This window comes from Streptococcus varani (genome assembly GCF_001375655.1).
Taxonomy (GTDB): domain Bacteria; phylum Bacillota; class Bacilli; order Lactobacillales; family Streptococcaceae; genus Streptococcus; species Streptococcus varani.
In genome coordinates this window covers 150962-163091 of sequence record NZ_CTEN01000003.1, presented here as the reverse complement: position 1 = coordinate 163091, position 12130 = coordinate 150962, and the positions used below count along the sequence as shown (strand labels likewise).

Genomic DNA, 12130 nt, shown 5'->3' with positions numbered 1-12130 from the left:
AGAAAGTTGGACACATTGGAACATTTTAAAAAATATTCTAATCACCTTATTTTTAGTCTTTTATTAGGTCTATTTTTCGTCTTTACCTTCTCCATCAAGGAAGAATTGAAAATTGGAGATAATGATGGAATACTAAGAATTCAAGCACAGGCTGAAAATGCAGAAGAATCGCTTGGTTACGCTCAACAAATTTATGATATTACAATAAATGGTATCAGTATCAAAGAAGAAGACGTCGTTAAGAACGAGTGGAATTACTCTGATTTAGATATTGTTGAACCTTTTTATAGTACTGGTGGAACAAATGGAGAAATCCTAGAAATCAAAATTAATGAACCGATAAAGACTCTATCCTTTTATTATTCAAAAAATGTCAATCGTGGATTTTTTGATGTCTATATAGGGGATAGACTGGTTTCAAAAACAGATGCTTACTCAAATGAAGCTGAAAGGCAATATGTGACACTTGGTGCACCAAGATATTATGGAATTTCCATAGGAAACGCACTCTGGTACCTTGTAGTCTTCACTTTTGCCTTAGCAATTGTCCTTTTTAGCTACCTAAACATTTATAAAGAATTTACTAAAATGGATTTTCTTAAACTGTGTTTAACCAGTTTTGGATCTGCCTTAATTCTATACCTGACATCCCAATATTTATCTGAAGACTACGTTAACATCTTCAGCTTAAGTTATTATCCCCAGTATAAAATATTTGTACCAGTTATTCTAGCTATTTTCTTCACTCAAATATCGGTCATTAGTTTACGCTATACTGTTAAAAACATTGAAAACGATTTATGGAGAAGTAATGCTTGGGAAAGTGGAAGTCGCTTGTTTGCATTCAAAGATAAAGTAAGACTGTTCTTCAAGTTTTTCCATAAGAAAATTATTTATTACATAATTTACCTTGTAGCGATTCTTAGTCCTCTCTTTTCTTATTTTCTACTTCAAAATTCCTATTCAAGAATTGGAAATGTAGATCAATCAGCACATTTCTATAATCTCCTTTTGATGTATATCCTATTTTTATTGATTTTTTGGATTTCAACATCATTGCGCTTTAGCATTGTCTTAATTATTGCTGTAGGTCTTGTTTTGGGGATTTTAAATAAAGTCATGATTGATGTCCGGGATGCACCATTGATGTATTACAATTTATTCCAGATTCAAGATGGTCTCAATGTTGCTAGTAAAGTTGCTCCAGTCTTTACTCAGAGAATTTTTCAGTCGGTTATTTTAGGTTGTGTATTCCTTAGTTTAGCTACCTTCCTCCCGATGAAACCAAAGAAGATTGCTTGGTGGAAACGCATTGTGGTTAGCATCCTAGGGCTCTTGGTTACGGTCTTTGCTTTGCCATTTATCAGTAAAAGTATCTATGAGACTGCGGACATCAAACTAAGTTATTGGCGAATGGATTCGACCTATTCCAAAAATGGTTTTCCACTTTCCTTTGTTAGTTATTATGAAGACTCAAAAATTGCTAAGCCACAAGGATATAGTTACGAAAAGGTTGAACAACTTCTCAATGTTTATCCTGTACAGAAAGTTAACGCACAAGGTCAACTTCCAAATATTATTGTTATTCAGAATGAATCACAAACGGACTTCTCCAATTTACCTGGTTTACAGTTGACAAATGATCCATTGAGATTCCAACATTAACTAAATGAGAATGCCATCAAGGGTGAAATGGTGGTATCTTCATTTGGAGGCGGAACTGCCAATACAGAATATGAGATCCTAACCAGTAATTCCTTGGCTCTCTTGTCTTCAAGTGTATTTCCCTATCAGCAATTGATTCGTTCGGAGCGAAACAGTTTAGTCAACTATTTATCAAATCTTGGTTATTCTAGTATTGCGATGCACCCTCAGCCCGCAAACAACTACAATAGAAAAAATGTCTATGATTTTTTTGGTTTTGATACATCTTATTTTACAGATTCTGATCCAACCATTCTGAATTTATTTGATCTCTCCTATGAGCGTAACTTTGTGTCGGATAAATCTCTTTTCCAAGGAATAAAAAATCTCTATGAGAGCAAGGAAGAAGGAAAACCACTCTTTAACTTTGTTGTGACCATGCAGGGACATGGTGGCTATATAGATGTCAATTATCCAACGGATGTAGAAATCGTTAGTCAAGAAGGCAATCGATTTGCTGCAGAGAATGAATATTTTACTTCCGTAAAGAAGACGGATGAGGCGTTTGAAGAATTGGTTACCTTTCTGAAATCTTATAAGGAACCGACTATTGTCCTTATGTATGGTGATCATCAACCATCTCTTTCAGAATCTTTTTATGACTCCTACATGGATCCAAACGATCCAAGCGCTAAATATAAAACACCATTTCTCATCTGGAGCAATTTCGAACTTCCAAAATTGGACAATAGAGTTATGAGTGCCAATTATATTGTGCCTTACATGTTGGAAGTGGCCTCTCAATCGCAACATCCGTTACCGATTTCTCCTTACTACCAATTCTTGAATGAAACGAGAAATCGTGTCCCTGTTGTTACAACATGGGGCTATTGGCAAGACGATAAATACATCACAGAACCAGAACATTTGACAGATTTACTGAGTGATTACCAAAAAATCGAATACAATAATGCTATTGATGATAAGACACTCTCTGAGTATTTTCTACCCTAAATAAAAACTTTTTTCTAGAGGAAGGTGTTTATTTTGAGAGTTTGGTCGAGGAAAGCAATCTTTAAATAGACCTTCAATGTAGTATCTTTTCGCTATAGAGGAGAAGTTATATTGTTCTTCTCAAAAGCAAGCAATGGATAGAAATGGAATGAATAGATAAGCGAAACTTTGACTCTATTTTTATTGATGATAGTTTCAACGAAATCGTATTGGAATTTTTAGCAAAAGTTCCTGCGGATTTGATAGTCTCTAGTACTTCTTTTTTCAGCCAATGTCGACTAAGAAGCATCTTTACATTTAGCTATTTAGTTAGTTTCTTTTCTATTTTTAGGCGAGTAATTCTTTATCAAGGGTAATAGCTATAAATTGTTTAATGAAAAAAGACTTAGAATCACAGGTTTTGATAACGTATTCTAAGTCTTTTATGCTTTTATTACAGTCATTGCCAATCTTATCTAGCTAGTGTTTTGTTAGAACTTCTAACCATAATACACCTATAAAAAGAGTATAATATTTCAATATCCATTTTATAGCTTTTATGATAGAATAGAAGTAGGAGGCAATCATGATCAAAATATTTGGAAAGATAAGATATCACTGGCAGCCAGAACTATCTTGGGCCATCATTTATTGGTCGTTATCGCTGACTCCCATGTTTATTGGATTAGCACTTTTATACGAAAGAGCTCAAATCTCGACGGCTATTTTTGTCATGTTCTTTCTCTTTATTTTTGCGATAGGAATTGGCTTTCATCGTTTTTTTAGAATTGAAGAGAACCAGCTCTATATTGCTTTAGCTACACCATTTGCTAGTCGTAAAATCCAGATAAAAAGCATCACAAAAATTGAAGTAACCCGTCTTTTTATCAAGGTTTTTGCCACAGCATTCCCCAATGGTAAAATTTTCTATATGCGGAAATGGCCAAAGAAATTTTTTATCAACGATTTGGTCCGTAATAGCCATTTTCAAGGTGAAATTGAATTGACCGATCATATGATTGAGCAAGATTACTTTGAGGAATATTATGCGGAAAGTTCAAAATCAGTCCGCTAAGATAGCTTTCGTTGGACATGATTTAGCTGCCAATAAAATAGCAGGATCATCTGGGAACTGGCCTTCTAGGTCGGATTTTTCAGAAAAAATGACGATTCCGTCATCATCATAATCAAAAATATCAGAGTAGGTCTGACAGAGACCACAGGCAATGCATTTTTCAGGAATTAATTGAATCTTCATATTGCCATTTTAAACAAGATTTAATAAAAAAACAAGGAGAAACTAGTTATATGTCACAAGAACCATGGAATGATGAAATTTATAAGTCGGATGAGAAGAGTAGAAAAAGTAGAGCAGGAAAGAACGGAGCTGCTTCAAAAGTGTTTACCATCCTAGCAGTAGTTTTCCTAATCATTATAGCAGCTATAACGATTACTGCTATTTATCTATCAAGTGGTGGTAGTAATACGGACTCTAGCAAGGAATTCTATAATTCAAATACCAGCGAAAGTAGCCAAACATCAACAACAGAAGTTCAAACTACAACGGAAGCTTTACCAGCAACGACTGAAGAGAAACCACAGTCTCCACAAACTGAACCAGGGGCTACTTTAACGGTAGAAGCAGGTGAAGGGATGGCTTCAATCGCTGCACGTGCAGGAATTTCTATTTCGGAATTAGAACGACTAAATCCCGAAAAAATGACAGGTCCTGGCGGAACTTGGTGGGCAAATCCAGGCGATGTTGTTCGTATTAAATAAGAAGAGGATTTATGAAAGCTATTCAAATTGCTATTGATGGCCCGGCCTCAAGCGGGAAATCAACAGTTGCGAAAATTATTGCTAAAAACCTAGGGTATACCTATTTAGATACCGGTGCTATGTACCGTTGTGCCACCTATCTGGCCCTAAAAAGTGAATTGACCAAGGAGCATATCTCTATGCTCTTAGCAGAATTAGCAGCTCATCCTATCTCTTTTGCTAAGGCCGTTGATGGTAGTCAAGAAGTCTTTTTGGGTGATAAGGATGTGACCTTGGCTATCCGCCAAAATGATGTGACCAATAATGTTTCCTGGGTTTCAGCTTTACCAGAAATCCGTCAAGAATTGGTAGCTCAACAACAACGCATTGCCGCATCTGGTGGTATTGTCATGGATGGTCGCGACATCGGAACGGTTGTTCTTCCTCAGGCAGAATTAAAAATTTTCTTGATAGCTTCTGTAGAAGAAAGAGCTATGCGTCGCTACAAGGAAAACCAAGAGAAGGGGATTCCAACTGACTTGGAGACCCTCAAGGAAGAAATTGCGGCTCGCGATTTTAAAGATAGCAACCGTGAGGTTTCTCCCCTCAAGGCAGCAGATGATGCAATCGTTTTTGACACAACCGGTGTTACAATAGAAGAGGTTGTGTCATTTATTTCAGAAAAAGCAAATGAAATTCTTGACAAGTAGGAATTCTACTGTTATACTAGTAACAATGAGAAAAGCAGAAGTGAGAACTTCTCGCCTTGCGACTTCGGTTGTCTGGCCCTACATGTTAAATTTCCTTTGGGGAGATTATGTGTGCGGGCCTGAATTATCAGGTTCGCATTTGTTTTTCTCGAAATAAAAAAAATGAGGTGAAGATTATAGCAAAGCAAGATTTGTTCATCAATGATGAAATTCGTGTGCGGGAAGTTCGTCTAATCGGTCTCGATGGTGAACAGTTAGGAATCAAACCGCTTACGGAAGCACAAGCACTAGCAGATAGTGCCAATGTTGACTTAGTATTGATTCAACCGCAAGCTAAACCACCGGTTGCGAAAATTATGGACTACGGTAAGTTCAAATTTGAGTACCAGAAAAAACAAAAGGAACAACGCAAAAAACAAAGTGTTGTGACTGTCAAAGAAGTTCGTCTTAGCCCAGTTATTGATAAAGGGGATTTTGAGACAAAACTTCGCAATGCCCGTAAGTTTCTTGAAAAAGGAAACAAGGTCAAAGTATCTATTCGATTTAAGGGTCGGATGATTACGCACAAAGAAGTTGGAGCTAAGGTCTTGGCTGAGTTCGCTGAAGCAACACAAGATGTTGCTATTATCGAGCAACGTGCCAAGATGGATGGACGTCAAATGTTCATGCAACTTTCCCCAAATTCAGAAAAAAAATAAGCTTTTGAGAGCTAAAGGAGAATAAACATGCCAAAACAAAAAACACACCGTGCATCAGCTAAACGTTTTAAACGTACAGGTTCTGGTGGCTTGAAACGCTTCCGTGCTTTTACTTCACACCGTTTCCACGGTAAAACTAAGAAACAACGTCGTCACCTTCGTAAAGCAGGTATGGTCAGTGCCGGTGACTTCAAACGTATCAAAGCTATGCTTACTCAAATGCGCTAATCAGCAGCATTTACAACAGATTTAATTAGACATATTCGGAGGAAATATAAATGGCACGTGTTAAAGGTGGCGTTGTTTCACGCAAACGCCGTAAACGTATTTTAAAATTAGCTAAAGGTTACTATGGTTCAAAACACCTCTTGTTCCGCACTGCGAAAGAACAAGTAATGAACTCATACTACTATGCATACCGCGATCGTCGTCAAAAGAAACGCGACTTCCGCAAATTGTGGATTACTCGTATCAATGCGGCTGCTCGCATGAATGGTTTGTCATACTCTAAATTGATGAACGGTTTGAAATTGGCTGAAATCGAAGTAAACCGTAAAATGCTTGCTGACTTGGCAGTAAACGATGCAGCAGCATTTACTGCACTTGCTGAAGCAGCTAAAGCAAAATTGGCTAAATAAGCAAAAGACAGACTATAAGGTCCTTTTAGATTGAAGAATTCTTCTAAGTTAGAAAAATTCTTCAATCTTTTTTTCTAATGTTGAAGCTTGTCATTGATTTTCAAAGAGTATTACTCAAAGAGTTGATGATTGGAGTGTCAGATTTCTAAGATAAAGTCAAATGAATTAGCTTTAGGATTAGGAATTGAGGTTGGAAATAGAAGAAACTAAGTTTCTCTCAACTGGAGTACGGCAAGCTGATAGTGACAAATGGTAGAAAAGTTAATTCAAAAGATTATAGAAATAGAGCCTCGGGATTTTATTCCCAAGGCTCTATTTCAGTTTAAAGAAACCCCTTCTTTGCGATTTTAGTCTGTCTGTTTCTCAGTTGTAGTTGTACTAGTGGTAGTGGTTGAATCAGAAGAAGGGTTAGTTGCTCCCTCCGACTTATTGCCGTGAAGTTCTAAGTAACTTGGAGCATGAAAAAGATCGACAGTAGATTTTTTACCATTTTTGCTATAAATACTTGTGGATTTATCTCCCAATTCCTCTTCGATGCTTGTTAATGCATTCATGGAATGAAGATAGGAGATTTTGCTACTATCTAGTGGTGGTAAATCATTCTTCTTGAAGCGGATAAGATCACCTGTTTGTATGGCATCACTAGCAGCTAATTGAGCTGAAGCAGCATTCATAATCTTTTCAACTTCAGCTTGTGTAGATTCATCAGGATTGGTAATTTCTTCCCCGGTCGCTGTGTAGTATAGCTTTCCTGCATAACGAGTATATTTTGGTGTGATGAAGGCACCATTTGTTCGAGTCGCTACAATTTGATTGTGATCAGGAGAAAGGATATCTTGCCCAACTTGAAGGTATTGTCTAGAATCTATTCCTAGCAGATGTTCTAATGTTGGCAAGGCATCAATCTGACCACCGAAAGTATCAATGATACCACCATCTGTCATACCAGGTATATAGATGATATAAGGAACCCGTTGTAGCATGGCATTATCATAGTCTGTCCACGTTTCCGAGGATTTTCCAAGCAATGGAGCTAAGTTTGGATTTCGGGAGTTGGAAATACCGTAGTGATCTCCATAGAGAATGAAGATTGAGTTATCGTAAACTCCTGTTGCTTTAAGATAGTCAAAGAAAGCTTTGATAGAAGCATCTAGATAGTTGGCTGTAGCAAAATAACCATTGATCGTCTGGTCATTAGTATTCGCTAAAGGAAAGCCGACTTCATCACCAGAAAGACTAGTTGTATATGGATAATGATGGGAAACAAGCAATAATTTCGTGTAGAAAGGTTGTTGCATCCTTTCCAGATACTGGATAGAATCAGCCAACATAATCTTATCATTTAAACCATATTGGAAGGAATTTTCTGCAGTTGGCGTAGAAAAATAACTTTGATCAAAGAAGTAGTCATATCCCCACTGTTTATAGGTGTTGTTTCGGTTCCAAAAACTACCTGAATTTCCGTGGAAGACAGCGGATGTATAGTCGCCATTTTCTGCCAAGATATGTGGGGCTGCTTGCTGGGTATTACTGGAACCATACTGAACCATAAAAGATCCTTGATTAAGTCCAAAGAGTGAATTTTCCAGCATAGTTTCTGCATCGGATGTCTTACCAGCTTTTACTTGATGGAAAAAATTTGAAAAGGAAAGACTGGATTTTGAGTGGTAAAGGGAGTTAAGGAAAGGAGTTACTTCATATTCTTTCCCATCGACTTTCAACTTGTAATCAATAATAAATTGTTGCAGGCTCTCCAGGTGAACATAAATCACATTGCGACCTTTTGCTTTTCCGTAAAATTGGTTATTTGGAGCGGCATAGTTTTGGTCAATATAGGCCTGTACAGGTTCTAAGTCTTTGGCAGAGGCTTCAGATCGATCTCTGTGAGCAGAATAGGTTTGGTTCGCGTTGTAACCAAGAAAGGCTGGAAGACCAAGAGCTCGTACGATATAAGTGTTTGAGAAACCACGGGAGAGCAACTCAGGTCGGTCAATTTCAGCTAGGAAGAGATTGGCTGAGAAGAGCATGATTGATAGTGCGGTTACTGCAAAACCTGCTCGCTTATTAAAAGCTTTAGAATCAAAATGGATTTTCTTGCGAATAGATAGATAAATCAATAGAAAGAAATCGATAAAATAAACCAGGTCAGTAATACGAAATAGTTTTACGGCAGCTTCTCCCAATCCAGCAGAGACACTAGAACTAGCCATAATAGTAGATATGGAAATATAATCTGTAAACTCTCTATAATAGATAGAATTTGAAAAGAGCCAGACAAAGAGAAGAAGGTACAAAAAGCTGGATACAATATAAAATGCTTTTGAATTTTTTATATAGAGGGCTATTCCAATTAAAAGGAGGGCTACAGGAATGGGGTTAATCAGAGCGATAAAGTTTTGATAGAAGCCTTTGGTGTCCAAGTTGAAATCAATAAAATATGCCCATAAAGTCTTCAGCCAGTAAATAAAGACTAGTGTCAGAATATAGCCTAGACGAGTTCGTAGAAACTCTTTTAGGTTGAATTTTGTTTTTTTCAAGATAGATTCCTCGTACATGTTTCTAAATAAAATCTGAGTTTATTATACCATATTTTTAATTTAAGCTTCAGATAAAGGGTTTTTTTTGAGAACTTGCTGAAAATTTGATATAATGAGAATTATGAATAAAATCACTGTAAATCGTTTTGCGGAAAAGAAAATAAAACAAGGAATTTGTGTTTTAGATGGCATAGATTACCAAAATCTTTCTGTGACCAATTGTTTGGTAAAATTAGTTTCTGAAAAAGGACAAGCTCTTGGAACCGCCTATCTTTCTAAGCAGAATAAGGGGGTAGGCTGGGTTATTAGTGATCAAGAACAAACATTAGAAAAGTTCTCTTTTGAAGATCTATTTGCTAAGGCTAAAGTCAAGCGTCAAACTTTTTATGAGTCTCCTACAACCACTGCTTTTCGCGTTTTTAATCAAGATGGAGATGGCTTTGGTGGCATTAGCGTTGATGTATACAATAATTTTGCAGTTTTTTCTTGGTATAATGAGTATGTCTATTCAATAAAGGATAGGATTGTCCAAGCCTTCCGTAGTATCTATCCTGAAGTTTTAGGGGCTTATGAAAAAGTTCGTTTTAAGGGATTGGAATGGGAATCAGCTCATCTTTACGGCCAAGAAGCTCCAGAGTATTTCACCATTCTAGAAAATGGAGTAACCTATCAAGTCTTCTTGAATGATGGCTTGATGACTGGTATTTTCTTAGACCAACATGATGTCCGAGGAAGTTTGGTTGACGGCTTGGCTGCAGGTAAAACCCTGCTCAATATGTTCTCGTATACAGCTGCTTTTTCAGTTGCTGCTGCTATGGGAGGGGCTAGTCAGACAATTTCAGTTGATTTGGCCAAACGCTCCAGAGAATTATCAGAGGCTCATTTCATTGCCAATGGTTTAGATATGGCGCATCATAAGTTAATAGTTATGGATGTCTTCTCATACTTTAAGTACGCCAAACGTCACAACTTATCTTTTGATGTTATTATTTTAGATCCACCAAGTTTTGCCCGCAATAAGAAAGAAACTTTTTCAGTGGCAAAGGATTACCACAAGTTAGTGGCACAAGCCCTAGAGATACTCTCTCCAGATGGTCTGATGATTGCATCCACCAATGCTGCCAATTTAAGTCCCAACCGTTTTAAAAAAGAAATTGAAAAAGCTTTGTCAGGAGTCAAGTATGATTACCTTGCAAGCTATCGCTTACCAAGCGATTTTACCTATAATAAAAACGATGAAAGTAGTAATTACCTTAAGGTTTTTACGATACAGGTGCAAAAATGAAAATTGTAGTTCCAGTAATGCCAAAAAATCTTGCAGATGTGGAAGCAATTGATCCTGAGCGATTGGCCGATGCGGATATCATTGAATGGCGTGCTGATTTCTTGCCCAAAGAAGAAATATTAAAAGTGGCACCTGCCGTTTTTGAAAAATTTGTTGGTAGAGAATTGATTTTCACCATTCGAACTAGTCGTGAGGGTGGTCATATCGAACTGACGGACCAAGAATATGTGGATCTCATCAAGGAAGTTGCAGTCCTTTATCAGCCAGATTTTATTGATTTCGAATACTATTCTCACAAGGAGGTTTTCGAACAAATGCTGGAATTTCCAAATCTCGTACTCAGTTACCATAATTTTAATGAGACACCAGAGAATTTCTTGGAAATTATGTCTGAATTGACCAGTCTAAGTCCTGCAGTTGTCAAAATGTCTGTCATGCCAAAAACTGAACAAGATGTGTTAGATGTCATGAACTTTACGCGTGGCTTTAAAACCTTGAATATGGGACAAGCTTACGCGACGATGTCTATGGGGAAATTGGGAATTTTGTCTCGCCTAGCGGGCGGAATTACAGGCTCTTGCTGGACCTTTGCGTGTCTGGATGAGGCTAGTGCACCTGGTCAGGTTTCTGTGGCAAGCGTTAAGAAGATTTTAGAAGTATTGGAGTAAGAAGATGCGCTATTTAACAGCAGGAGAATCACATGGTCCACGCTTAACAGCTATTATTGAGGGTATTCCGGCGGGTCTCCCTTTAAGAGCTGAGGATATCAATCTGGATTTGAAACGTCGACAAGGTGGTTATGGCCGTGGTGGTCGTATGAAAATTGAATCTGATCAGGTCGAAATTACTGCTGGGGTTCGTCACGGAAAAACAACCGGAGCACCTATTACGCTCCATGTTATCAATAAGGACCACCAGAAATGGTTGGATATCATGTCAGTTGAAGATATTGAGGATCGTCTCAAGAGCAAGCGCAGAATTACTCATCCGCGTCCTGGTCATGCTGATTTGGTTGGTGGAATGAAATACCGATTTGATGACTTGCGCAATTCCTTAGAGCGATCATCTGCTCGAGAAACTACTATGCGGGTAGCGGTTGGGGCGATTGCCAAGCGCATTTTAACAGAATTAGATATTGAAATTGCTAACCATGTGGTTGTCTTTGGTGGTAAAGAGATTGATGTCCCAGAAGGTTTGAGTGTTTCTGAAATCAAAGACTTAGCCCAAAAATCTGAAATTTCTGTGGTTAATCAAGAACGTGAACAAGAAATTAAAGATTATATTGATCAAATCAAGCGTGAAGGAGATACCATTGGTGGTGTCATTGAAACAGTAGTGGGTGGTGTTCCAGTTGGTCTAGGTTCTTTTGTCCAATGGGATAAAAAATTGGATGGAAAGATAGCACAAGCAGTTGTTTCCATCAATGCTTTCAAGGGAGTGGAATTTGGGGCAGGTTTTCAGGCTGGTTATCGTAAGGGTTCTGAGGTCATGGATGAAATCCTTTGGAATGAGGAAGAAGGTTATACCCGTCGTAGCAACCATCTTGGCGGCTTTGAAGGAGGGATGACCAATGGACAAGCTCTCATTATTCGTGGAGTCATGAAACCTATTCCAACTCTTTACAAACCGCTCATGTCAGTTGATATTGAAACCCACCAACCCTATAAAGCAACGGTCGAACGCTCTGATCCAACTGCTCTTCCAGCAGCAGGTGTTGTGATGGAATCAGTCGTTGCGACAGTAATAGCCAATGAAATTTTGGAAAAATTCTCTTCTGATAACTTGCAAGAGTTGAAAGAAGCAGTAGCGTCACATCGTCACTATGTCAAACATTTCTAATATTCGGGCTAAGTGACACAACTTAGCC

General features: G+C 37.8%; 13 protein-coding genes and 1 other annotated feature. Of the genes, 11 read left to right on the top strand and 2 right to left on the bottom strand.

Features of this window, described 5'->3' with window-relative positions; genetic code table 11:
* Positions 1–15: 15 nt before the first annotated feature.
* From BN1356_RS06865 to BN1356_RS06855, 3 genes are all read left to right on the top strand, one after another.
* The gene (locus tag BN1356_RS06865; RefSeq protein ID WP_093650667.1) at positions 16–1665 is read left to right on the top strand and encodes an LTA synthase family protein; all 1650 of its coding nucleotides are present in this window, start codon (positions 16–18) and stop codon (positions 1663–1665) included.
* A 27-nt stretch (positions 1666–1692) separates the two neighbouring features.
* Positions 1693–2658 (top strand): LTA synthase family protein, encoded by a 966-nt coding sequence (locus BN1356_RS06860; RefSeq protein ID WP_093650666.1) that lies wholly within the window; start codon positions 1693–1695, stop codon positions 2656–2658.
* 565 nt (positions 2659–3223) lie between these two features.
* Entirely contained in the window at positions 3224–3712 is a 489-nt protein-coding gene (locus BN1356_RS06855) for an EbsA family protein (protein WP_093650665.1), read from the top strand.
* Here the strand turns inward: BN1356_RS06855 and BN1356_RS06850 are convergent.
* Positions 3701–3895: a ferredoxin gene (locus BN1356_RS06850; protein WP_093650664.1), complete on the bottom strand. Its 195-nt coding sequence runs from the start codon at positions 3893–3895 to the stop codon at positions 3701–3703. The two genes, BN1356_RS06855 and BN1356_RS06850, sit on opposite strands and share 12 nt — an antisense overlap.
* A 50-nt stretch (positions 3896–3945) precedes the next feature.
* On the opposite strand from BN1356_RS06850, the gene BN1356_RS06845 reads away from it, so the two are divergent.
* From BN1356_RS06845 to rplT, 5 genes are all read left to right on the top strand, one after another.
* Positions 3946–4416 carry an SAG1386/EF1546 family surface-associated protein gene (locus BN1356_RS06845; RefSeq protein WP_093650663.1) on the top strand — a complete coding sequence of 157 codons (471 nt, stop codon included), beginning with the start codon at positions 3946–3948 and terminating at the stop codon, positions 4414–4416.
* Positions 4417–4427: 11 nt separating this feature from the next.
* Entirely contained in the window at positions 4428–5105 is a 678-nt protein-coding gene (cmk, locus tag BN1356_RS06840) for a (d)CMP kinase (protein ID WP_093650662.1), read from the top strand.
* 26 nt (positions 5106–5131) lie between these two features.
* Positions 5132–5256 (top strand) — a sequence feature (ribosomal protein L20 leader region).
* A 16-nt stretch (positions 5257–5272) separates the two neighbouring features.
* The gene (gene infC, locus BN1356_RS06835) at positions 5273–5803 is read left to right on the top strand and encodes a translation initiation factor IF-3 (protein WP_218054297.1); all 531 of its coding nucleotides are present in this window, start codon (positions 5273–5275) and stop codon (positions 5801–5803) included.
* A 27-nt stretch (positions 5804–5830) separates the two neighbouring features.
* Entirely contained in the window at positions 5831–6031 is a 201-nt protein-coding gene (gene rpmI / locus BN1356_RS06830; RefSeq protein ID WP_093650660.1) for a 50S ribosomal protein L35, read from the top strand.
* 50 nt (positions 6032–6081) lie between these two features.
* Entirely contained in the window at positions 6082–6441 is a 360-nt protein-coding gene (gene rplT, locus BN1356_RS06825; protein WP_093650659.1) for a 50S ribosomal protein L20, read from the top strand.
* A 347-nt stretch (positions 6442–6788) separates the two neighbouring features.
* Here the strand turns inward: rplT and BN1356_RS06820 are convergent, their stop codons facing one another.
* On the bottom strand, positions 6789–8978 hold the full coding sequence (locus BN1356_RS06820; protein ID WP_281175833.1) for an LTA synthase family protein: 2190 nt from the start codon (positions 8976–8978) through the stop codon (positions 6789–6791).
* A gap of 121 nt (positions 8979–9099) precedes the next feature.
* Here BN1356_RS06820 and BN1356_RS06815 point away from each other — a divergent pair, with 121 nt between their 5' ends.
* The 3 genes from BN1356_RS06815 to aroC are packed head-to-tail and all read left to right on the top strand — an operon-like array spanning position 9100 to position 12102.
* Positions 9100–10263 (top strand): class I SAM-dependent rRNA methyltransferase, encoded by a 1164-nt coding sequence (locus BN1356_RS06815; RefSeq protein ID WP_093650657.1) that lies wholly within the window; start codon positions 9100–9102, stop codon positions 10261–10263.
* Positions 10260–10931: a type I 3-dehydroquinate dehydratase gene (aroD, locus tag BN1356_RS06810; protein ID WP_093650656.1), complete on the top strand. Its 672-nt coding sequence runs from the start codon at positions 10260–10262 to the stop codon at positions 10929–10931. Before BN1356_RS06815 ends, aroD begins: the two co-directional genes overlap by 4 nt.
* Before the next feature lie 4 nt (positions 10932–10935).
* Complete coding sequence (gene aroC, locus BN1356_RS06805) at positions 10936–12102, top strand: chorismate synthase (protein ID WP_093650655.1); 1167 nt, start codon at positions 10936–10938, stop codon at positions 12100–12102.
* The last annotated feature ends 28 nt before the right edge of the window (positions 12103–12130 follow it).

What these genes read in the sequence shown, in the direction of transcription:
- rpmI (WP_093650660.1), top strand. Translation starts at nt 5,831, where the DNA reads ATGCCAAAACAAAAAACACACCGTGCATCAGCTAAACGTTTTAAACGT.
- BN1356_RS06855 (WP_093650665.1), top strand. Translation starts at nt 3,224, where the DNA reads ATGATCAAAATATTTGGAAAGATAAGATATCACTGGCAGCCAGAACTA.
- aroC (WP_093650655.1), top strand. Translation starts at nt 10,936, where the DNA reads ATGCGCTATTTAACAGCAGGAGAATCACATGGTCCACGCTTAACAGCT.
- cmk (WP_093650662.1), top strand. Translation starts at nt 4,428, where the DNA reads ATGAAAGCTATTCAAATTGCTATTGATGGCCCGGCCTCAAGCGGGAAA.
- rplT (WP_093650659.1), top strand. Translation starts at nt 6,082, where the DNA reads ATGGCACGTGTTAAAGGTGGCGTTGTTTCACGCAAACGCCGTAAACGT.
- BN1356_RS06815 (WP_093650657.1), top strand. Translation starts at nt 9,100, where the DNA reads ATGAATAAAATCACTGTAAATCGTTTTGCGGAAAAGAAAATAAAACAA.
- BN1356_RS06850 (WP_093650664.1), bottom strand. Translation starts at nt 3,895, where the DNA reads ATGAAGATTCAATTAATTCCTGAAAAATGCATTGCCTGTGGTCTCTGT.
- BN1356_RS06860 (WP_093650666.1), top strand. Translation starts at nt 1,693, where the DNA reads ATGGTGGTATCTTCATTTGGAGGCGGAACTGCCAATACAGAATATGAG.
- aroD (WP_093650656.1), top strand. Translation starts at nt 10,260, where the DNA reads ATGAAAATTGTAGTTCCAGTAATGCCAAAAAATCTTGCAGATGTGGAA.
- BN1356_RS06845 (WP_093650663.1), top strand. Translation starts at nt 3,946, where the DNA reads ATGTCACAAGAACCATGGAATGATGAAATTTATAAGTCGGATGAGAAG.